A 22,529-nucleotide genomic window follows, 5' to 3' on the forward strand; every position below is an offset into this window, starting at 1 on the left:
CTGTCTGCGGTGGGGTCAGTTCAGCGGACGGCAGAGCAGTGCGTCGGGCACACCGCCGTGGTTCCACTTCCAGGTGAAGGCGACACCGGCGATGTACTCGTTGTCGGTGCACTGGCCCTTGAAGTAGCCGGGAGCCCAGTCGCTCCCGACCGAGCCGCCCGTGGCGGGGCGGTTGTTGCCCTGGTCGAACCAGACGTTGCGGCCGGTCAGCGGCAGCGGTGTCGCGGACGGTGCGCAGAGCAGGCCGGCCATGGCGTTGCCGCTGACGCTGTAGCCGACGACGAAGGTGTTGTCGGGGCACTGGAGCTTGTTGTAGCCCGAGGCCCAGTCGCCGTGGGTGACGTAGCGCTCGTCATGGACGGCCACCCAGTCACCGGCACCCTTGGCGGGCTGGTTCGCGTCGGTGCACAGGCCGCGCTTGTCACTGCGTCCGAGGCCGGTGAGGCGCTGGCTGTCGGGGCAGTTGCCCTTGCGGTAGCCGGGGCTCCAGTCGCCCTGGGCGAGCATCCGGGTGGAGACGTTGTGGTCGCGGAAGTCGAGGTTGAGCATGTTCCAGTGGTCGACCTGGGCCACCGGACCGGAGCGGCCGGGTGCGTTGACCAGCTTGTTCCAGTCGGAGGTCCGCCAGTCACCGGAGTCGTTGAGGCTCTGCCGCTTGCCCGCGGTGTCGTAGGAGACCAGGGCCCAGGTGTCCTGCGGAGCGCCGTTGGCGCCGGTCCAGCCGACCAGCGGCCAGATGGCGAAGTCGGTGTCGTTCTCGACCAGGATGTCGGTGAAGTTCTTGAACCAGGTCTGTTCCTTCGTGTCGGTGGACCCGCGTCCGCCGGCGCCGAACTCGCTGATCCAGACCGGGGCGGTGAAGTGCTGCCCGGACTCCGTGACGAACAGGGCCTCGTCGTGCACCAGCTGCTTCAGCTTGTCGAGCGGGAAGTCCTCGTACGGCCAGTCGTTGGTGTGACCCGGTCCGCTGTCGGCGCCCGTGTAGTTCGGCCCGGTGTAGCCGTAGAAGTGCGCGGCGTAGACCAGCTTGCCCGAGGTGGTCAGGGTGTTGGAGAGTTCACGGACCGGGGTCAGCATCGGCCTGCCGTAGTCCAGGCCGTCCAGCGGGATGCCGTACCAGTTGATGCCCTCCATGATCACCAGCATGTCGGGGTCGGCCCCCAGGATGCGGGTGCCGGCCAGCTCGAAGGCCGCGTAGGTGTCGTGGTCGTCACCCCAGCCCCAGTTGGGGTCGTCCCAGGTGTCGCGGCGGATCTCGTTGCGCAGGTCGGCGCCGACGACCCGCTTGTTCGCCTTGTAGCGGTTCACCAGGAACAGCCAGTCGTTCTGCCACTGCTCCGCGGACTGGCCGCTGTTCCACCGCTCGTTGCCGTCGAGGCCGCAGCAGAAGCGGTAGGTGGTGGTGTGGTTGTTGAGGATGACCGCGAATCCCTCCGCGGTCAGGGACGCCACCACCGCGTCGAACACCTGCAGCGGGGTCTTGCCCTTCAGCTCCGGGTTGGCCGCGACCGCGGAGTCCGGGACGATCGTGGTGTCACGCATCATGGCGTTGGCGAAGGGCAGCCGGATGCTGTTCAGCCCGAGCGCGTGGAAGTCGTTCATGATCTGCTGCATGGGCGCGCGGTCCAGGCCCAGCGGCAGGTTGTGCGACATCTGGTCCGCCTGGTGGTTGGCGGGGTCGTTGACGTCGCCGCTGCCCTCATAGGTGCCCTGGGCGCCGGCCCAGTTGCCGGACTTCAGCTTGAAGCGGTTGCCGTTGGCATCGACGATGTACCGCCCACGGGTGCTGAGCGGGCCCTTCCACGAGGCGGCCAGCTGCGGCCCGGTCATGGCGGTGGGGGTGGCGGTGGGCGTGGCGTCGGTGGGAGCTGCGACAGAACCGGAGGTTCCCGCGAGGAGGAGCGTGATCGCTGCTGCCGTGGCAGGCAGGATCCGGGAGAAGAATTTCCTGACGGCGGGAGCCGACCTAACGGATCTCATGATGGTCCCCTCAGAGGGTGGGGTTGGGGTTGGACCTTCAGGTGGTGCGGCCCGGACCGGTGGTCCGGAGTCAGGTGCGGCTCAGCCCTTGAGCCCGCTGGTGGCGATGCCTTCGACGATGTAGCGCTGGGCGACCAGGAACATGGCCACCAGGGGGGCGATGGTCACGACGGCGCCGGCGAACAGGCCGGGCAGGTTGATGGTCTGCGAGGTGAGGAACGTCGACAGGGCGATCTGGGCCGTCCAGGTGGACGGGTCCTGCCCGATGACCAGCGGCCACAGGAAGCCGTTCCAGCTGTCGATGAAGGCGAGCGCGCCGAGCGAGGCGAGCATCGCTCCGGACGACGGCAGCGCGATCCGCCGGTAGAGGCCGAGCCAGCCGAGCCCGTCCAGGCGTCCGGCCTCCTCGATCTCACTGGGGAACTGGAGGTAGAAGTTACGGAAGAGCAGGACGGCGAACGGGTTGAACAGTCCGGGCGCGATGATGCCCCACAGGGTGTTGACCCCGCCCATGGAGCCCACGACGACGAAGGTGGGGACGAACGTCACCGAGCCGGGGATCATCAGCGTGGCCACCACCAGGGCGAGCATGACGCCGCGTCCGGGTACCGGGATCCGTGCGAGGGCGTACCCGGCGGCCGAGGCGAGCAGCGTCGACACCGGGGCGGTGATCGCGGCGATCAGCAGGGAGTTGCCGAGGGCCTGGCCCATGTGCAGGGAGGGATCGCTGAAGAGCGAGCTGAAGTTCTCCCAGTGCATCGTCGACGGCCACCAGGTCCAGTCCGGTGACGTCAGGCCCTGCGTGTCCATCAGCGCGTTGCGCAGCATCAGGTAGAAGGGCGCCAGGAACACGGCCGTCAGCAGGCCGGCCAGCACTCCGCGCACGGACCGGCGCATGACCATGGGCAGTTGTCGGGTGGTTGTCATCGTGCTCATTCCTCACCCTTGCCGAAGCCGGTGAGCCGGCCCTGGATCAGGGTCACGCCGACGATCAGGGCGGTCAGTACGAAGGCCCCGGCCGACCCGAGGCCGTAGTTCTGGGAGCCCATCGCGGTGTCGTAGAGATAGCCCAGCGGGGACCGGACCGGAGCCGTGGCCACCCCGGACTGTCCGCTGTTGAACAGGTTGTAGAACTCGTCGAACGCCTGGAAGGCGGCGATGAACTGAAGCATCAGGACGGCCACCGAGGTGTTGCGCAGCATCGGCAGGGTGATCCTGCGCAACAGGCGCACGCCGGTGGCGCCGTCGAGGGCGGCGGCCTCGTACATCTCCTTGGGGATGGCCTGGAGCCCGGCCAGGAAGAGCACCATGTAGAAGCCCACCTGGAGCCAGAGGCGCAGCGTGATCAGGACGACCCAGTACAGCGGCGGCGAGGTGGTCTGCAGCCATGGTTCGGCCTCCATGCCGAACCAGGCGCCGATCGTGTTGGCGATGCCGCTCGGCAGCCCGTTGAACAGGCTCATCTTCCACAGCAGGGAGGCTGCGACGTACGAGACCGCGGCCGGGATCAGGAAGGCGGTGCGCAGCACGGCCCGGCCACGCCGGATCCGGTGCACCAGCAGCGCCAGCCCCAGCGAGGCGGCGAACGTCACCGGCACGATGACCACCGTGAACAGCAGGATCTGGCCGAGCGACTTGCGGAACACCGCATCGGAGAGCAGCGCCTGGTAGTTGTCCAGGCCGACCCAGTGCCCCAGGGCGATGGAGCCGCGGGCCTCACTGAGACTGAGCAGGAAGCTCCAGCCGATGGCGACGTACTTGAAGAGGCCCAGGCCGATCAGCAGGGGCCCGGCGAGCAGTGCGAACGCTCCCCAGGCCCGCAGGTCCGGGCGGGAGCGGCGGAGGGGGGCGGTGCCCCGCGGCTCGGCCGCGGGGCACCCCACACGCTCGGGGTGAAGCGTGGGTGAGGGTACGGACGTCATCAGGCGCGCTGCTTGTCGATCTCGCCCTGGGCCTTCTTGGCCGCGTCGGCCAGGAGCTTGCCCGCATCGCCCTGTCCCCGGACGACCTTCATCGCAGCCGCCGAGAAGAGGGAGCTCACGGCAGTGTTCCAGGTGCTGGGGTTGTTCCTGCCGTACTGGGCGGCCAGCTCCACGGTGTCCTTGGCGGGGCCCTGGGTCAGCTTGTCGGCCTTTGCGGCGACCGAGGTGCGCGGCGGGATGTGGAGGCCGTAGCTCTGCGACCAGTCGGTCTGGAGGTCGGTCTGCTCGATCCAGAGCCACTGGACGAACTTCTTGGCCGCTGCCACGTTCTTGCCCTTGGCGTTGACGCAGGTGCTCCAGCCCCCGACGCGCACCGCGGGCTTGACGCCGGCCTTGAAGGCGGGCCAGGGCAGCACGCCGAAGTCGTCGCCGAGCGCGGTCTTGATGGCGGGCATCGACCAGAGGCCGCCCCACTGCATCGGGACGACGTTCTGGTTGAGGGCGGCGGGGTCCCACCAGTCGGTGGTGAAACCGAGCAGCAGGGACTTGTCGTCGTGCAGGCGCTTGAGCCCGGCCACGGCCTCGGCGGCCTGGGGGGAGCCGAAGGCCGCCTTGCCGTCGGCGACGAGGTCGCCGCCGTTGGAGAACACGGCCAGGATGGCGCTGTCGCCGAGGCCGTCCTGGCCGACGAACAGACCCTTGGTCTTCTTGGAGGACAGGGCCTTGGCCGCGTCGGCGAGCGCGTCGAAGGTGGTGGGCGGGGTGATGCCGGCCTTGGACAGCACGCTCTTGCGGAAGTAGAGCATCATGACGTCGTCGAGCGTCTTGACGCCGTAGAGCTTGCCGTCGACGGTCACCATCTCGCGGGCGCCCGGGTTGAAGTCGGCCTTGGCGCTGCCGTAGATGTCGTCCAGCGGGGCTATCTGGCCCTGGCGGGCGAGGCTCTCGCTGAAGTCGCCTATCTCGAAGACGTCCGGGGCGGAGTCAGTGAGCAGCGTCGCGTTGAGCTTGCCGGTGTAGTCGCCAGGGGTCCAGGTGACCTTCACCGCGATGTCCGGGTTGGCCTTGGTGAACGCCTTGGCATAGCGGGTGAGGGCCTGCTGGGTGCCGGCCTCGCCGTAGGCGTGGGACCAGACGTTCAGCGTGGTCTTCGCCCCGCCGGAGCCGCCGCCGGCCGGGTCGGTGCTGCAGGCCACCGCCGCACCGGCGACGAACAGGAGGGACCCGCCGAGGAATCCTCTGCGGCTAAGCTGGGCTTTCTGTGCGCTCACTTCGTGTCCTTCGGGTTGGAAGAGGGTTGGGCGTACGTGTGGTTGGCCGGCACAGCCGGTGTCCGGGACTCACGGTTGGCAGACGGTGAGGGACATCGGGTGCGCCGGCAACGTGGACCGGCGAACGTGACAGTGGTGCTCGTGACGCAGGCGCTCGTGACGGTGGCGTTCGTGACGGTGGCGCTCGTTCAGGGGAAGAGGGCCTGGATGCCGGCGACTGCGGCACCGCGGGCCCACTCCTCCCAGGGGAGGGGGCGCAGGGTGAGCGGGCATTTCGCCGCCGCTTTGAAGGTGTGCGCGGCGTACGCGTCCCTGATGTGCGTTCCGAAGAGGTCGAAGGTGTCGAGCCCCTCGCCGCTGACGACGACGCGCTCGGGACCCACGAGGTTCACCAGCGTGGCGATGCCGACGCCGATGGCGCGGCCCGCCCTGGCGAAGGCGCCCTGCGCGGTGGGGTCTCCACCGCGGGCGAGCTGAACCGCTCCGTCGAAGTCCAGTTCCGGGCGATCGGTCTCGTGGCGGATGGCCGCGAGTATGGCGTTGGTGGAGGCGAATGCCTCGACGCAGCCGACCTGCCCGCAGTGGCACCGCGGTCCGGCCGGGTCGATGCTGATGTGTCCGACCTCGCCCGCGACTCCGTACGCGCCGGGGACCAGCTGACCGTTGATGACGATCGCCGAACCGACCCCGGATCCGATGGTGACCAGCGCGAAGTACTCGGTGCCGATGCCTTCGCCGAACCAGTGCTCGGCGGCGGTGATGGCCTTGACGTCGTTCTCCACGGTGACGGTCAGACCCGTGGCCGCGGCGAGGTTCTCGGCCAGCGGCACATCGCGCCAGCTGGGGAGCGCTGAGTAGCGGACACGTCCGCCGGAGCGGTCCACGTCGCCGGAGACCGCGATGCCCAAGTGCCGGGTACGGGCCCGGTATTCGGGTTTCGTGTCGAGAAGTTCCGAGACGAGGCCGGCCAGCAGCTCACACACGGCGGCCGGGTCGCGGTCGCCAAGGGGCCGGCTGGCGGTGGTCCGCATGTCCGCCCGCAGGTCGCAGACCGCGCCGAAGAGGGTGTCGACACTGATCTTCACACCGACGAAGAACTCCCGGTCGGGAGTGACGGCCAGCGGGTTCACCGGGCGTCCGGCTCCCGGCGCGGTGCGCTCCGGTGGGAGCTCGTGCAGGTAGCCGTCGTCGATGAGTGGTCGCGCGGCCTTGGTCACAGCGGTCGAGGACAGCCCCGTACGGCGGGCCAGCTCCACCCGGCTGAGCGGGCTCTCGGCCAACAGCAGCGTGAGGACGGCGATTTCGGCCGGTGCGGAAACCAGCGGTCGCGATTGGTTTGGAAACACGGCGGCAACCTACGGTAAATAAATAACTTCGTCCAGTATTGATTTTTCCGTACGTGCGGTCCTACGCTCTGGCCCAACTCCAGCCAGTTGAAAAGCTGTTTGCCGCAGGCGGTTGCCCGGCCCTGGCTGCCGCTCGAAACCCCTCAGGATCTCCTGTGCCTCCCACGCCCTCATCCGTATTCTTCGACGCCGCCCGCGGGCTGGCGGTCCTCCGCACCCCGAACAGCGTCTACGCCGTACGCATCGGCGCAGACGGCAGCCCCCGGCATCTGCACTGGGGCAACGAGATCGGCACCGACGCCCTCGGCGAGCTGCTCGTGGCCGACTCACCTGCCGCGAGCAGCTTCGAGTCGGACCCCGCCCCGGACGAACTGGCCCCGCAGTCCGGTGCGCGCTTCGGGCCCGCCGGACTCCAGGTACGGTTCGCCGACGGCACCCGCGGCGCCCAGTGGACCTTCACCGGACACACGGTCCGGGACGGCGAACTCCGCCTCCAACTGGCCGACCGCCGCTATCCGCTGGCCGCCGAACTCTGCTACCGCGTCCGCCCCGGCAGCGATGTCATCGAGCGCTGGACCGAACTCACCCACACCGGAGCCGGTGACTCTGGCCCGATCGCCGTCGACCGGCTGGACTCGGCCTCCTGGACGCTGCCGGCCCTGCCCGACTACCGGCTCAGCCACCTCGTGGGAGGCTGGAACAGCGAGTTCCAGCTGAACCGGGACCGCCTCCCCGTCGCCGAGACCGTACTCACCAGCCGCCGCGGCGTCACCAGCCACCACGCCAGCCCCTGGCTCGCCCTCGACAACGGCACCGCCGGCGAGGAACACGGCGAGGTCTGGAGCACCGCCCTGGCCTGGAGCGGAAGCTGGCGCATCACCGTGCACCGCGACCCGGTCGGCCGGGCCACCTGGACCGGCGGCTTCGGCCACGAAGGAATCGGCTGGAGCATTCAGCCCGGCGAGAGCCTGCACACACCCGTCTTCGCGGGCCTCTACTCCCGCGACGGCTTCGGCGCCGCCAGCCGGGCCTGGCACACCCACATCCGCACCACCGTCCTGCCGGACCCCGACCGCGACCGCCCCGTCGTCTACAACTCGTGGGAAGCCACCGGCTTCGACGTGGACGGACCCGGCCAACTGCGTCTGGCCGAGCTGGCCGCACGTCTGGGCGCCGAACTCTTCGTCCTGGACGACGGCTGGTTCGGCAGCCGGACCAGCGACCGGGCGGGCCTCGGTGACTGGACACCCCGGCCCGAGGCGTTCCCCGACGGGCTGCGCCCGCTGGCCGACGAAGTGCACCGCCTGGGCATGGCGTTCGGGCTGTGGGTCGAGCCGGAGATGGTCAACCGCGACAGCGACCTCTACCGCGCCCATCCCGACTGGGTCGTCCACGCGGCGACCCGGGACGCCACCGAACAGCGCAACCAGCTCATGCTGAACTTCGCCCGCCCCGAAGTCGAGGCCTGGGCCCACCGAACCCTGGACCAGCTGGTGCGCGACCACGGTGTCGACTGGTTCAAATGGGATGCCAACCGGGTGGTCACCGAGGCCGGATGGGCCGGCTGCCCGGACCCCGACCGGCTGTGGATCGACCACACCCGCGCCGTCTACCGGATCATGGACCGCCTCCGCGCCGATCACCCGGGCCTCCGGATCGAGGCGTGCGCGGGCGGCGGCGGGCGGGCCGACCTCGGCATCCTCGCCCGTACCGACCAGGCATGGACCTCCGACAACACCGATCCCGTCGACCGGATCGGCATCCAGCACGGCTTCAGCCAGCTCTTCCCCGCCCAGGCCATGGCTGCCTGGGTGACCGACACCCCCAACGTCGCCACCGGCCGCACCACGCCTCTGCGGTTCCGCTTCCACGTCGCCATGGCCGGAGCGCTCGGCCTCGGCGGGGACCTCACCGACTGGTCGGAGGCGGAGCTCGACGAGGCCACCGCGCTCGTCGCCCGCTACAAGCAGATCCGCCCGCTGGTCCAGCACGGCCGCCAGTACCGCCTCCACGGCGCCGGCGGAGTGACAGCGGTGCACTACGCGTCCCGGGACGACACGGAACACGCCGTCCTCGCCTGGCGCCCCGCAACCCGCTTCGGCCACCCGGCCCCCGCGCTCGCCCTTGTGGCCCTGGACCCCGCGGCCCACTACCTCGACATCGACGAGGACACCGTCCACAGCGGCGCCGTCCTGACCGGACGGGGGATCGACCTGCGGCTGCCCGAAGGCGACTACGCCAGCCGCCTGATCCGGTTGCGCCGAACCGTCTGACGCCCCGCAACCCCTTCCGCACCCGAATCGCAAGGAACCGAGAACATGCCCACACCCCGTGTACTGGTCGTCGGTATCGACGGCGTCCGGCTCGATCTGCTGCCCCTGCTGGACACCCCCCACCTCGACGGACTCGCGGACGCCGGCTTCCTCGCGCCCGTGCACATCGACGACGACACACCGACCATGTCGGGCCCCTGCTGGACCACGATCGTCACCGGCGCCGGCGTGGCCAAGCACGGGGTCTGGGGCAACAACTTCTCCGGAAACCGGATCGGGATATTCCCCGACTTCACCACCCGGCTGGCCGCCGACTACGGGCGGCGGACGTTCGCGGCCGGCGGCTGGGAACCCCTGTTCCTGGCCCGGCAGGGCGGCCCGGTCTTCGCGGCCCCGAGCAGGCTCTCCTACATCGCCCCGCGCGAGGACACCCCGCAGGGCTGGGAGGAGTGCGACCAGAGCGTGACCGACGAAGCCGTACGGATCCTCGGCTCGGGCGAGGATCTGGACGCGTCCTTCGTCTACCTCGGCGCCGTCGACGAGACCGCCCACTTCGTCGGCTGCGGCCCCGAGTACCGGAGCGCGATCGAGGCCGCCGACCGCCGGCTGGGGCAGCTCCTCACCGCCGTACGCGAACGTCCCGACGCCGCTGGTGAGGAGTGGACCATAGTCGCGGTGACCGACCACGGCCACCGCGACGAGGGCGGCCACGGAGGGCGCAGCGAACTGGAGCGCACCGCCTGGATCGCCGCGTCCGGCCCCGGCATCGACCCCTCCACCACACCGGACGGCCTGCGCCACGCCGATGTCGCCGCCCATGTCTACGCGGCCCTGGGCATCATGCCCGACTCGCACTGGACGCTCGACGGACGGCCCTTCCCCACCCTCGCTCCGCAGCCCGCCTGACGCCGGCCGGAGTTGACGGGACGGGGACCACGGGGTGCACCCCTGGCGCCGGGACATGCCCGGGGCCAGGGGTGCGGTCAAGCACATCAGAGGTCTGCCGCGAGGGTCAGCGCACGGCGTAGGCCCTGATCAGGGTCTGCTCGATCTGGCTGCCGTTGGCGTCCCACGCCTTGACGCGCAGCGACACATGGCCCGATGCCGGGTTGCGTACGGTCACCTTGCTGGTGCCGTCCTTCTGGCGCTTCACCGTCGCGGAGCGCCACGTCGCTCCGCCGTCGGAGGACATCGATACCTCGACCCCGCGCATCTGCGGTGCGGTGCCGTCCTGGAGGGCGAACGCCAGATCGAAGTGGTCGGTCCTGCCGCCCCGGGCACTGTTCTCCGCGTCCAGGTCCAGTCCGTACTTCGGCCAGAGCAGCGCGAGGTTCTCCTTGCCGCTGTCCGGGCGGGCGGACTTGAACGTCCATGCGGTGCTGGTCCTCGTGGACAGCGGGAACCACGCCGGATGCGAAGTGTCCAGGGTGAGGCGGTAGGTGGCCGGGCCGGGGCTGACCGGCAGCGTGGTCAGGGAAAGTCGCGGCACCTCCTTGATGAGCTCGCCGTCCTGGTACAGCCGTACGGTCCGCAGGTCGTCCGGGTGCTCGAAGGTGCCCGCGTGCCCCCCGCCGTCACCCATCTCCGGGACGGTGAGGGTGAAGTTGTCACCCTCACGGACCGCTTGCGCTGCCCCCGGTCCGGCCGGTCCGTTCGTCGCGCCCAGCCAGGTCTCCTCGCGGTGCTCATCCGGCCGGTAGGTGCGGAGCTCATCCCTCACCATGCGGGAGTTGTCGGCGCGGTCCGGGTAGATCCGGTGAAACCACCGAATGTCCTGCATCATCGGGTGCTTGCTGCCGGTGGAGTACCACTCCTCCCGGTCCATCGGCGCATCGAAGGCGTCGTAGACGTCGGTGACGAGGGCATCGTTCGGACGGATCGCCGAGACGACGTCTCCGATCACGCTGCCCTTGGCGCTGCGGTAGTGCGACTTCACCACGGTCGAGTTCTCGGCGGTGACCGCGTCGACGGGGTCAGCCGGAATCCTGCCGGGAACCATCGTGGCGATGTTGTACACCTGGGGAACGCCGGTGACGCCCTTCAGGCTGATGCGGGTGGTGCCGTCGGCCAGGCGGCCGAGAAGCTCCGCGCCCTCGTCCTGGGTGAGGGACCAGGCCGGGACGGTGGTGCCGGTGGCGCGCGGCACGATGGTGGCGAAGAGGCCGGGCCGGTCGTTGACGATGATCACGGCCTTCGCGCCGGCTTCGGTGACCGCGGTGATCTGGTCGATGGACTTGCGGGTGGCATCGCGGGTGACCACCGCGAGTTTGCCACTGAGGTCCTTGCCCGTCAGGTCCTCCGGCCGCGCCATACCGGCGTCGACCGCTCGCAGCGTGCTGGTGCCGTACAGCCGGGCCGCGTACACCACCGGCTCCAGCGGGAGCGTGCGGCTCTGCCCCGCATAGGTCGCCCGGATCACCGGCGAGTACCTGCGCTGCTGGAAGTGGAACTCGAACGTGCCCAGCTTCACCGGCTCGGTGGGCACCACATAGGAGTGGTCCCAGAGCGGGCTGAACGCGCCCTTCATGAAGTCGATCCCGGGCTTGCCGGGGATCAGCTGGCGGTACCCGAGCTTGGAACCGCTCGTCGCCTCGGACGCCTTGGGCGTCGCGACCTCGACCTCCTTGCCGAGCCGGGCATCCAGCGTGATGGTCCGGTCCGCCGTCAGCTCCACCACGGGCTCACCGGCGAGGGTGTAGTCCGTGACCTGGGAGGAGTCGACCTTGTGCCTCGTGTGCACGACGCCCATGACCGAGTAGCGGCCCTGTGGCACTTCGACGGTCTTGGTTCCGTCCTGGGGGAAGACCTGCTGGGCAGCCCCCGTGTCCAGGTTGAACACCGCGATCTCGCCGGTCGCCGGGGCTCCGTGCCTGTCGATCGTGTTGAGGGTGAGGCCGACGGTGGGCACCCCCTTCGTGGCGCCGACGGTGGTGCGGATCGCGGTGCCGTCGGCCGCGGTGGCGGTGATGGCGCCGGTGCTGTCGCCCATGGCACCGAGCTCCGGGTGGTAGGTCACCGTCACGCTCTTGGTGGAGTTCGCCGGGACCGTCACGCTCGTTGCGTCGAGCGTGAACGTGCCGTCCGGTGCGGGTCCGGTCTCCCCGGAAGAGGCGAGTCCGAGTGACAGCGTGGTGTCCGTCGCGGAGGTGTTCACGTAACTGACCGTCTTGGTGACCGGCGCGTCGTCGGCCGACGACTTGCCCATGCTGACGACGCCGGGACTGGCGTAGAAGGGGGCGTCGATGGCCTTGGCCACGTCGACCCGGCCGTTGCCCTGCTGGTAGGCGGTGTACGAGCCCCGCTCGGCAGTGCCGACCAGCACCTGCTTGAGCCGGTCCGCGGTCCAGTCCGGATGGCGCTGGGCGAGGATCGCGGCGGCGCCGGCCACATGGGGAGTGGCCATCGAGGTGCCGCTGGCCGCGGTGTAGTCGGCGTCGACGGGCGTACCCATCGAGGTGCCGGCGGCGCGCGCGGCGACGATGCCCACGCCCGGTGCGGTGATCTCCGGCTTGACCGCGAACGTGTCCTTGACCGGGCCGCGGCTGGAGAAGTCCGCGAGCTGGTCCTGTTTGGACACCGCGCCGACGGTCAGTGCGGCCTCTGCGGCACCGGGCGAGCTCACGGTCGACTTGCCGGGGCCCGTGTTCCCGGCCGCAATGACGAACAGCGATCCGGAGGACGCGCTGAGCTGGTTGACGGCCGCGCTGATCGGGTCGGTGCCGTCACTGGGGGCCTGGGACCCGAGGCTCATGCTGACGACGTCCGCGCCCTGGGCCACCGCCCACTCCATGCCGGCGATGACGGCCGACTGGGGGCCTTCACCGGCGCTGTTGAGGACCTTGCCGATGTACAGGTCGGCGCCGGGCGCCACACCCTTGAACCTGCCGCCCGACGCGGCGCCCGAGCCGGCGATGGTCGAGGCGACATGTGTGCCGTGACCGTGGTGGTCGACCGTGTCCGGGTCATCGGTGAAGTTCTGCGCCTCCTTCACCCGCCCCGCCAGATCGGGGTGTGTGGGGTCGAGCCCGGTGTCGAGGACGGCCACCTTGGTGCCCTTGCCGTCGTAGCCCTTCGCCCACGCCTCCGGCGCGCCGATCTGCGGCACGCTCTGATCCAGCGTCACCCGCACGGGCCGGTCGAGCCAGAGCTTCTTGATGCCCTTGGCGAGCTTCGGCGTCCTCGCCGCGGCGGCGCTGTCGTCGTCGACCGCCTCCCAGAACGTCGCCGCCTTCTTCTTGTTCGCGCGCAGGGCCACCGCGTTGGCGCTGGGCAGCTCGTCGGCCTTCACCGAACCGGCCGGCGCGGCCTGGTCGAGCGCCTTGCCCGCCCTGCCCGGCGCACCCGAGAAGGTCGCCAGCAGCGGCACGGCTGGGCGGCGGGCATCGTCGTAGCCGTACTCGACCAGCTTCGTGATGTTGAACAGCTCGCGGTCGAGCTCGTTCGCGGCAAGGTAGGGCTGCGCCTTGTCCGGGATGACGTAGACCTCGTCGCCCACCTTGATGGTGGAGAACGCCGCCGGGGTGCCGTCGGACGCGGGCGCGACCGTCGCCGTCTGCACGCCGTTGGCGTGGCGCTCCAGCGTCACCACCTCGCCCGTGACGAGGGTGAGCGTGTGGGTCGTGACGACCGGGCCGTTCTGCGTCGGTCCGGCGGCCTCGGGTGACGGCGTCGCGGCGGTGGCCGCGGGGAGGACGCCGAGCGTGCCGGCCACACATGCCGCGACGACCAGCGCGGCGAGCGCCCGGCTCGAACGGTTCGGCAAGCGCCGGAGCATGGGGATGGGCAGGTTGACCGGGGACCTGCTTGCCCCGGCCGGAAGGGACTGTGTCATAGGGAAATGACCTTCTCTGAGGGGAAATTCGTGCGGAGACCGTGCGGTTACGGGGATCCGGCATCGCGCCGGGTGGCTGAGATCCGTCCGGTGAGTGCCGGCCGGTGACGCTCCGGGCCGATCGGCGCCGTATCGGCACGGCGGGGAACCGTGCGCCCTGCCGTCCTGGCGACGGCCGGACGCGGGCAGGCCCACTGGATAGTTCGGTCAGCCTGCCTGGCCTGTACGGGAGTTGCCGCAGAGGGGGAGCCGCGACGGAGGCGCCGGGCGCCGCGATTCTCCGTGCCCGGCCGTGTGCCGGAGGGCCGGCGGACGCGGGGAGTGACCGGCGGCTGTCGGCGGTGTGGATCGCATGCCGTTGAGTGTTGTTCCCGCACAGGTCACCGGGCGACTGGGCAGATGACCCAATTTTGCTGCCGGGCCCTAACGCCGGGCGTCGGCCGGGCTGTCGGCGACGACGCCCGCCTCGACGACCTTCACGGCCAACGCCGTCCGCGAGGAGACATCGAGCTTGCGCATGGCCCCTTCCACGTGCCGCGCGACCGTTTTCGGCGACAGGATCAGCACACCGGCGATCTCCCGGTTGGTACGGCCTCCGACGAGCAGCCGGACGACTTCCAGCTCCCGGGGCGAGAGCTCATTGCCGTAACTTCGCCGTCCACCGTGCCACGACGGCCGCTTCACCCCGACACCGGACGCACGCAGTGTGCGCATGACGCGCTCGGCGTCGCCACGGGCGCCGAGGGCGGACAGCCCCCGGAAGGTTTCCGTGAGGACGGGGAGGGCCTCGTCGGACCGGTCCGCACGCAGCAGGCAGCCGGCCTGTCGCTCACGGCTGAGCAGGGCGTCGTACGGTCGCGAAATGGCCTGCCACGCCTCGGCCGCGCGCGCGAACAGTGCGGCGGCGCCGAGAGGATCGCCCTCGCTCCGGGCCAGGATCGCCCGGCAGGCCGAAAGGGCGGCGTGCGGGCAGGGTGCGCGGCGATCGCGCAGTCCCGCAGCGAGGGCGCCGGTCAGTTCACGCGCCTCGTCGTCGCGGCCGGCCAGGACGAGCGCCTCGCACCGGACCGGGGCGACTTCGGTGGCCCAGATCCATGTGCCCTTGTGCTCGAGGAAGCGAATCGGCCCGTCGGTCAGCCGGAGCGCGTCGTCGATCCGCCCGGCGCCGAGGCGCAGCCCGGCCAGGGCGCCGGCGGGTTCGATGGAGTACTCCGCCCCGCCGTGCCGGTCCGCCTGTTCGAGGACGCGTCGCAGACAGTCGTCCGCCCTGTCCAGGTCACCGCGGGCCGCCCACAGCAGGCCGGTGATCATGGCGGCGGCCAAGCGGCTCACCGGCTGCAGCAGTTCCTCGTCACCGGCCAGCGAAGCGGCCCGGTCGGCCAGTCCGTCCCAGGCTCCGGTGAGCCAGTCCAGTTGGGCCAGTGTCACCTGGCCCATCCTGTGGAGCTTCCGGTACTGGTACCTGTCGGCAAGCCCTGTGGCCACCGTGAGGGCCCGCCTCGCCTCCGGATATCTCCCCCAGACGAGCGCCATGTGCCCGATGTTGAGCTGGCCGGTCATGATCTGCTGCCTCTCGGCGGTGGTGGGCGCGTCATCGCCGACCAGTGCAGCCTCGGCCCAGCCCTCCTCCTCGCCGAGTACGAGGAGGGCGCTCGCCCGTCCGACCCGAACACTCAAACGGTCCCCGGGCGCCATCGAGATCGGTGCCCGGCTGACTCGCCGCAGCCATTTGAGGTGTTCGGCTGCCGGTGTCGTCGTCCCGTACGGCAGGCCGAGGAAAATCATGGCGCGAGCGGCCTTCGCGGGGTCGTGCCCGAGGTCGGGCAGGGCGCGTTCCATTTCGATGCGCGACTCCTCGAACAGCTCCATCTGCTGCAACAGCCGGGCGACGTGAAACCGGATCTCCCCTGCCTCGCTCCGCGTCGGCCCGCCGGTGTCCAGTACGAGGCGAAGTGCGTCCATCAGTTCGCGGTAGCGCTCGTGCCCGCTGAGCAGGCAGAACGGCACCTTGCCGGTCAGCCGGACCACGTCGGCGGGCGGCAGCTCGGCGTTGGTGAGCAGATCGTGCACCAGGCCGACCACGGTCGCGTCGTCGCCCGAGGCCAGGGCGAGTTCGGCGGACCGCTCCGCGTACCGGCACCACTGCGCTGTGTCGCCGGCTTCCCGGAAGTGGTGCGCCAGCCGGGCGACCGGGGGAGGGGTGACGCCTTCGAGGACGCGTGCGGCACGCAGATGCAGCGCCCGCCGCTGCGGCCCGGGCAGGGACTCGTACACCGCGCGGCACGCCAGCATGTGCCGGAACGAGACCAGCCCCCTCGGATCCTCGCGCAGCAGCCCTGAATCCACCGCCTCGGCCAGGCCCTCGAGCCGGCTCGCCGGACCGTCCCCGGGCGTCATCACCTCGATGACGGTGCCCTCGGGAGACGGGCCGGTGAGTACGGCGACCGCGTGCAACGCCGAAAGCGCCGCCGCGCCGAGCCGTGCACTGCGCTCCAGTACGGCGTCGCGCACCGTCGGCGGAACGTCGATCTCACTCAGCCGGTGCCGCCCCCAGGAACCGTCCCGCCGGGTCAGGCCGGACCGGTTCCACATCAGCCGGACGGACTCCTCGATCGCCAGGGGGAGACCGTCGGTACGGTCGTGCAGGAAGGCCGCGAACTCGTCGGAGACCCGTTCCCCACCGAGCATCGAGGACACCATCCCCGCAGTCCCGGGGACATCCAGCGTCTCCAGCGAAAGCCGCAGCCGCGCCCCACCCGCCGCCTGCCGCGACGACAGCCGCAGCAGCAGGGAGTCCGGCGCGACGTCCTCCGGGCGGTAGCTCACGAGCAGGCTGATGCGCTGCCCCGGACGGGAGGTCAGGAACAGCAGGAACTCCAGGGTGGCCTCGTCCGACCAGTGCACGTCCTCGACCACGAGCAACCTGATCCCGAGCCGTTCCAGGATCTCCTCGATGGCCCGGAACAGCCGGTGCCGTGCCGCTGCCGCGTCCTCGGGAGGGTCGGGTGTGGGCGGCAACACCGATGCCCACTCAGGGAACAACGGCCGCAGCACCCCGGCCAGATCGCTCAGGCCGAGCCGGGCGACGTCCCCGGTCGCCGAACGGATCGCGTCCACCACCGGACCGAGAGTGAACGGCTGCCGGACGGCCGGACAGGCCGCCAGCAGCACCCGCTCCGGGGCCGGGGTGTGCGCGGCGAGAAGCTCCTGGAGCAGCCGGCTCTTGCCGATCCCGGCCTCGCCCTCGACCAGCACGACTGCCGACGGGTCGCACAACGCCGCTTTCAGGGAGGCGAGTTCGCGCTCGCGGCCCACCAGACCGGGTGACGAGATCGCCGGCGGGGCGCCTGGGTCGGAATCGCTGGTAGACATTCGCCCCACTGGGGAGACCGATGACGGCGTGCCCGAACCGTCGTCTTCCGTGAACAATATGACCAGAGGCTACAAGGCGGGGCGGCTGGAGGACAGGCCGCGGAGGCTGTCGCGCGGCAGACCCTGCTGCGCCTCGGCCCGACCCCTGCCACGGGTCGTGGCGTGGGGTCCATCGGCGTGATGCTCAGCGGCCGGCCCGGGACGCTGCCCGCAGGCGCTCTCGCCCACCCGGTGGGCCGGGCGCGCTCGCCGCCGGGGCCCACGTGCCCGGGGACGCGCTCATGCCCGCGGTCCGCCCGGCTTCGCTCGTGACGTGACCGGGCCGGGTTCCGGTGTGTCTTCGGCCGATGACCGAAGACCGGCCGGAACCCGGCACCGGCGACCGCCGGAACGCGGGATCCCCCTCCCTCAGCGGAGCCCGTAGTAGAGCGAGTTGTGCGCCGTGTCCGGCAGGTACAGCACATCGTTCCCGTCCGAGTCCCGCCGCACCGCGAGCCGGTCCGCGCTCACGCCGGGTGCGGCGGACTGCGAGGTCCAGGTGCTGCCAGGCCGGGTGGCGGCGAAGACCCGGTCGGTCCCGGAGCCGGTCACGTAGTACACCCGCCCGGCGTCCGTCTCGTCCCAGGTGATGCCGAGGGCCGCGGTGGTCGGGCCGTCGTAGACGGTCTGGCGGATCCAGTCGCTGCCGCTCGGATACGCGTAGTGCACACGGAAGTTGCCGGCGCTGTCGGCCGAGCGGTAGCGGTAGGCGACCTTCGGGGCGGAGCCGTCGAGGGTGAGCTTGGCGCTCTGCACCGCCGGACCCGGGTAGGCGTTGTCGATGCTCCACTCCTCTCCCGCGGTGAGGTCCTGGATCACGTCGGACGTGGCCGGTGTCGCCGGAGTGGTCACGGCCGCCCCGGTGCTGTCCGCGAAGGTCCCGGTCGACGGGTCGTAGCGCAGGTAGGAGAGCTGGTGCCGGAACGCGGTCGCCGGGGCCTTCGCCCACTCGTACAGGAGGTGCACGCGCCCGGCGGCGTCCACCGTCAGGTCGTCGGGGTACACGGAGCGGTTCAGCGCGTCGGCGAAGGTGGCGATCACGCTCCAGCGCGCGGCGGCGTTGTCCCAGCGGTACAGCCTGCCGGGCCGGCGGTCGGCTCCGGCGCCGACACGGGCGGCCAGGTACAGATCGCCGTTGGGTGCGGTCGTCACGATCGGGTAGGTGATGGCCTCGCCCTGGTCGGGCAGTTCGGCTGCGTGGTCCGTGACGTCCCCGCCGGGGGCCTCGGTGCGGAAGTAGCGCCAGGGGTTGGCGTGCATCGAGGTGAACACGTGCAGGCGGCCGCTGCCGTCGCGCGCGACCGACGGCTGGTTGTGGCCGTTGTCGTCGGGGAACTCGGCCTGCTGTCCGCTCGTGTCGAGCAGCGGCAGACGGCTCCACACACCGTCCGGGTCGCGCCGGGCGATGGCCGGGCGGTGCGTGGCGGCCGTCGAGCCGGGCTCGTTGAAGGCGAAGTACGTGTACTGGCCGCGGCCCTTGTACGTGGCGACCGGCGTCCACCAGGCGGCCTGGTTCGACGAGTCCATCGTGTACGGGACCTTCTCGGTCACCGTGGCCGCGGCCGCCGCGGGGTCGGGGCCGGCGGCCTGGGCGGCCTGGCCGGGCGTGAGCAGGGCGGCCAGGGCCGCGGCCGAGGCGGCGTACGCGCGTGCCGTGGGACGTCGCAAGGTGAGCTCCTTCACGGGCGGGTGATGGTGAGGGGAGGGGGACAGGAGAGGCCCCTTGGCCGGTCCGTCCCTTCGCTGCGCCGGAAATTTACAACAGATCCCATATCGTGAATAGGGATTGCACAATGAGGATTTGAAGTACGTCTGAGGGAAGGCGTATGCGGCACTCGCAGGGTCCGGCGAAGCGCACGGTGCAGTGCTCAGGTGGAGGGCATGGTGCAGTGCTCCGGTGGAGGGCATGGCGAAGGGCCCGGTGAAGGCCGTTCCGCCTTCACCGGGCCCCGGACCGCCGCCGCGCGACGGCTCAGCGCTTGATCAGCGCGGCGACCTCCTCGCCGGCCTTCTTCATCGCGTCCTTCGGCTTCGACGTGCCCACCAGAACGGCCTGGACCTGCTTGGCCACGGCTTCCTCGATCTGCGCGTTCTGCGCGAACTGCCAGAACGGGCTGCCCGTCGCCGTCTTGGTGATCTTCTCGGTCCACTCGGTGGTGAAGGTGTCCTTGGCGACCTTCGGGTCGGCCAGGCCCGCCGTGGTCGACGGCGGCAGGGCACGGGACACGAAGTACTCGGAGGTGGTGGCGAGGTCGGAGGTGGTGTGCAGGGCGAACCGGGTGGCCGCCTCCTGCCCCTTGCCGTTGACGATCGCGATCACGCCGCCCCACAGCAGCGCCTGCGGCGTGTCACCGGAGTGCAGCACCGGACGCCGCATCGGCTGCATCGCGTCGGCCAGCGTCTTGTCCTTGGACTGGGCCGCGGTCACGCCCTTGCCGATGACGGCGTCGTCGTAGAAGGCGGCCTTCCCCTGCCCGAACAGGGCGCGCGCGTCGAAGCGGTCCACGTCCGCGGCGATCAGCTTCGCGTCGTGCAGCTTCTTGTACCAGGTGACCGCGTCGACTGAGGCGTCGTCGCCGATGGTCACCTTGTCGCCGTCCATGAGCGTGCAGCCGAAGGTCTGCATCCACGGGAAGATGTCCTTGAGCTGCGCGACCTTGGTGGCCGCGGCATAGGGCACCACACCGCCGCCGAGCCCCTTCAGCTCCCGCAGCGCGCCCTCGAACTCCTCGACGGTGGTGGGGTGCTTCTTGATGCCGGCCTTCTCCAGGAGATGGGAGTTGGCGATCACGCCGATCGAGCCGGTGTTCCACGGCAGGCCGTACTGCTTGCCGTCGTACACACCGCTCTTCAGCGCCACGTCCGTGTAGCCGCCCTTGGGGGCCACCGAACCGAGGTCGGCGAGCTTGCCCATCTGCGCCACCGCGGCCAGCCAGGCGATGTCCAGGTGCACCGCGCCCGTCGTCTCCCCGCCGCCGAGCTTGAGGGTGAGCTGGCTCAGGTACTCGTTGTACGGGTACGAGACCGCGCGGACCTTGGACTTCTCGGCCTTCTCCCACGCGCCGATGATCTTCTCGATCGAGGGCCTGGCGGCCTCCTCGTTGAGCGACCAGGAGGTGAAGTCGAAGTCCTTCGACTTCGTGTCGCCTCCGTTGGAGGAGGAGCCGGAGCCGGCCGGGGACGGCGCGCAGGCGCCCAGCGCGCCGACGCCCGCCACACCGAGCGCGCCGATGCCGAACATGCGCAGCGCGCCGCGCCGGCTGATGCCAGAGGTGGTCATGGTGTCTCCATGGGGAGTGTGCGGAAGGGGGAGTGCGTGGGGGAGGGGGCGGGCGGAACCCGCCGGTTCAGCTCTTGACCGAACCGGCGGTCATGCCGCCGACGAGGTAGCGCTGGAGGAACATGAAGGCGACGACCACCGGGATGGACACCACGAGCGAGGCGGCCATCAGCTCGGGCCAGGCGGCCTGGAACTCACCGATGTACGTGGAGACGAGGCCGGGCGGAAGGGTCTGCTTCTCCTTGTCGGCCAGCGTCACCGCGAAGATGAAGTCGTTCCAGCCGCGGACGAAGGCGAACAGGCCGGCGGCGACCATTCCGGGCGCGGCCAGCGGCGCCACGATGGAGTGCAGCGTCCGCCACCGGGACGCGCCGTCGATGGAAGCGGCCTCCAGCAGGGCGTCCGGGATGGTGTCGAAGATGCCCTTCAGCATCCAGACGCACAGCGGCATCGTGAACGTGGTGAAGGACAGCACCAGCGCGGTGTACGTGTTCAGCAGGTTGAAGCTGGAGAACACGGCGTACAGCGTCACCAGCAGGAGCGCCTGGGGGAACATCTGCGAGGCCAGCACCAGGTGCATCAGCGAGCGCCGCCCGCGGTAGCGGAACTTGGAGAACGAATAGCCCATGTACGTGGCGACCACCACGCTCAGCACGGCGGTGATCGACGCGACGACGAGTGAGTTGATCAGGTACTGGATCAGCTGGTCGTTCTCGGCGAGGGCCGTGAAGTTGCTGAAGGTGATGTGGGTGGGTATGAGCTTCGGCGGGAACTGGAACGCGTCCTCGGGCCTGCTCAGGGCGGTGGCGAGCAGCCAGTAGACCGGCAGGATGCCGAAGGAGCCGATCACCAGGACCGCGGTCCAGGCGGCGATCCGTGAGCGCAGCAGGTCCTTGCGTATCCGGCGTCGCGAGGTGCGCCCGGCGGACGTGGCGGAGGACTTCAGCCGGTCGGTGCCGGACAGCGGGGTGGAGGTCGTGGAGGTCATCGGGCGTCGCCCTTCCGCTCGGTGATCCTGAGGTAGACGGCGACCAGGATGAGCAGGAGCAGCATCCACAAGCCGCCCAGCGCGGTCGCCCGGCCGATGTCGAAGCCCTTGAAGGCGGTCTGGTACACGGCGGTCGCGAAGGTCTCGGTGGTGCCGGCCGGGCCGCCGCCGGTGAGCACGTAGATGGTGTCGAAGTGCTGGAAGTTCCAGATGAACTCCAGGAGCAGCACGATCGAGGCGACGCCGCGGACCTGCGGCCAGGTGACCGCGAAGAAGCGCCGGATCGAGCCGGCCCCGTCCATGGAGGCCGCTTCGTGCAGTTCCCTGGGCACGGTCTGCAGACCGGCCAGGAGCATCACCATCATCCAGGGGAAGCTCGCCCAGGTCTTGGTGACGATGACGGCGAGCATGGCGGTGCCCGGCCGGCCGAGCCAGGAGACGGACTCCTCGATGATCCCGGCCTGCATGAGGATGCCGTTCAGCACGCCGTAGTTCGCGTTGAAGATCCACATCCACAGGAAGGAGATCACCACGCCGGGGATCACCCAGGGGAACAGGAACAGGCCGCGCAGGAATCCGCTGCCCTTCAGCCCGGTGTTCAGCGCGAGCGCGAGCGCGAAGCCGATCACGAAGGGGACGAACGTCGCACCGACGGTGAAGACCAGCGTCTGTTTGAGGATCGTGAGGAAGTCGCCGTCCAGCCAGTACGTGAAGTTGTCCAGGCCGACGAATTCCCGGCCCGGCAACCGCAGATCCTGCTTGAAGAAGCCGGTGATCAGGGCCGACACCAGCGGGTAGACGATGATCGTCGCGAACAGGGCGATCCCGGGTGCGGTCAGCAGCAGTGCGAACGCACCGTTGGAGAGCCTTCCGCCGGACCGCTCACGGCGTGGAGGGGCCTTCCGGGGAGGTGCGGCCGTACTCATGGGTCTGTCCTCTCGAACGGTGCGGGAGCGGTGGTGCAGGGCGTGGCACGGTGGGCCGTGTGCCGGCGGGCGGATGCGACGCGGCCGGGTGTCAGCGGCGAGCCGCCCCGTCGCCTGCTTCGACCGGGGTCCTGTGCGAATGCCATGCGTGCTCCATTGAACGCAAGTTGCAGCATGCGGGATCGTTCTCCATATCGTGCGAAGGCGTCAACCCTTTTGGTCGGTGAATCACCGGTTCCGTGTGGGACCGGCCGAGTCGTTACACCTGCCCTGAGCTCGGACGTCGGTCCACGGCGGCGAT

General features: G+C 70.3%; 13 protein-coding genes. 2 read left to right on the forward strand and 11 right to left on the reverse strand.

Going from position 1 to position 22,529, the window contains the following annotated elements; all coding sequences use genetic code 11:
- Positions 1 to 15: 15 nt before the first annotated feature.
- The 5 genes from OG782_RS28795 to OG782_RS28815 all read right to left on the reverse strand — a co-directional run bounded on the left by OG782_RS28795 (position 16) and on the right by OG782_RS28815 (position 6,519).
- Positions 16 to 1,980: a glycoside hydrolase family 5 protein gene (locus OG782_RS28795; RefSeq protein ID WP_406455801.1), complete on the reverse strand. Its 1,965-nt coding sequence runs from the start codon at positions 1,978 to 1,980 to the stop codon at positions 16 to 18.
- Positions 1,981 to 2,061: 81 nt separating this feature from the next.
- Positions 2,062 to 2,907, reverse strand: a complete 846-nt coding sequence (locus OG782_RS28800; protein ID WP_406455803.1) for a carbohydrate ABC transporter permease — start codon at positions 2,905 to 2,907, stop codon at positions 2,062 to 2,064.
- Positions 2,908 to 2,912: 5 nt separating this feature from the next.
- A complete protein-coding gene (locus OG782_RS28805; protein WP_406455805.1) occupies positions 2,913 to 3,902 on the reverse strand; it encodes a carbohydrate ABC transporter permease in 990 nt (329 codons plus the stop codon).
- Complete coding sequence (locus tag OG782_RS28810; RefSeq protein WP_406455807.1) at positions 3,902 to 5,173, reverse strand: ABC transporter substrate-binding protein; 1,272 nt, start codon at positions 5,171 to 5,173, stop codon at positions 3,902 to 3,904. Before OG782_RS28810 ends, OG782_RS28805 begins: the two co-directional genes overlap by 1 nt.
- 188 nt (positions 5,174 to 5,361) lie before the next feature.
- Positions 5,362 to 6,519, reverse strand: a complete 1,158-nt coding sequence (locus OG782_RS28815) for an ROK family protein (RefSeq protein WP_406455809.1) — start codon at positions 6,517 to 6,519, stop codon at positions 5,362 to 5,364.
- 155 nt (positions 6,520 to 6,674) lie between these two features.
- Here OG782_RS28815 and OG782_RS28820 point away from each other — a divergent pair, with 155 nt between their 5' ends.
- Together OG782_RS28820 and OG782_RS28825 are read left to right on the forward strand one after the other, a co-directional pair.
- Positions 6,675 to 8,792: an alpha-galactosidase gene (locus tag OG782_RS28820; protein WP_406455811.1), complete on the forward strand. Its 2,118-nt coding sequence runs from the start codon at positions 6,675 to 6,677 to the stop codon at positions 8,790 to 8,792.
- Positions 8,793 to 8,837: 45 nt separating this feature from the next.
- The gene (locus tag OG782_RS28825; protein ID WP_406455813.1) at positions 8,838 to 9,698 is read left to right on the forward strand and encodes an alkaline phosphatase family protein; all 861 of its coding nucleotides are present in this window, start codon (positions 8,838 to 8,840) and stop codon (positions 9,696 to 9,698) included.
- Positions 9,699 to 9,804: 106 nt separating this feature from the next.
- Here OG782_RS28825 and OG782_RS28830 read toward each other — a convergent pair whose 3' ends face one another.
- From OG782_RS28830 to OG782_RS28855, 6 genes are all read right to left on the reverse strand, one after another.
- Positions 9,805 to 13,554, reverse strand: a complete 3,750-nt coding sequence (locus OG782_RS28830) for a S8 family serine peptidase (RefSeq protein WP_406455815.1) — start codon at positions 13,552 to 13,554, stop codon at positions 9,805 to 9,807.
- 492 nt (positions 13,555 to 14,046) lie between these two features.
- Positions 14,047 to 16,995, reverse strand: a complete 2,949-nt coding sequence (locus OG782_RS28835) for a helix-turn-helix transcriptional regulator (protein ID WP_406455817.1) — start codon at positions 16,993 to 16,995, stop codon at positions 14,047 to 14,049.
- A 408-nt stretch (positions 16,996 to 17,403) separates the two neighbouring features.
- The gene (locus tag OG782_RS28840; protein ID WP_406455819.1) at positions 17,404 to 18,702 is read right to left on the reverse strand and encodes a BNR-4 repeat-containing protein; all 1,299 of its coding nucleotides are present in this window, start codon (positions 18,700 to 18,702) and stop codon (positions 17,404 to 17,406) included.
- A gap of 304 nt (positions 18,703 to 19,006) precedes the next feature.
- Positions 19,007 to 20,314 carry an extracellular solute-binding protein gene (locus tag OG782_RS28845; protein ID WP_406455821.1) on the reverse strand — a complete coding sequence of 436 codons (1,308 nt, stop codon included), beginning with the start codon at positions 20,312 to 20,314 and terminating at the stop codon, positions 19,007 to 19,009.
- A 67-nt stretch (positions 20,315 to 20,381) separates the two neighbouring features.
- Positions 20,382 to 21,302, reverse strand: coding sequence for a carbohydrate ABC transporter permease (locus tag OG782_RS28850; protein WP_406455823.1), 921 nt, complete (start codon positions 21,300 to 21,302; stop codon positions 20,382 to 20,384).
- Entirely contained in the window at positions 21,299 to 22,228 is a 930-nt protein-coding gene (locus OG782_RS28855) for a carbohydrate ABC transporter permease (protein ID WP_406455825.1), read from the reverse strand. Before OG782_RS28855 ends, OG782_RS28850 begins: the two co-directional genes overlap by 4 nt.
- Between the last annotated feature and the right edge of the window lie 301 nt (positions 22,229 to 22,529).

Source organism: Streptomyces sp. NBC_00876, from assembly GCF_045207435.1.
Taxonomy (GTDB): domain Bacteria; phylum Actinomycetota; class Actinomycetes; order Streptomycetales; family Streptomycetaceae; genus Streptomyces.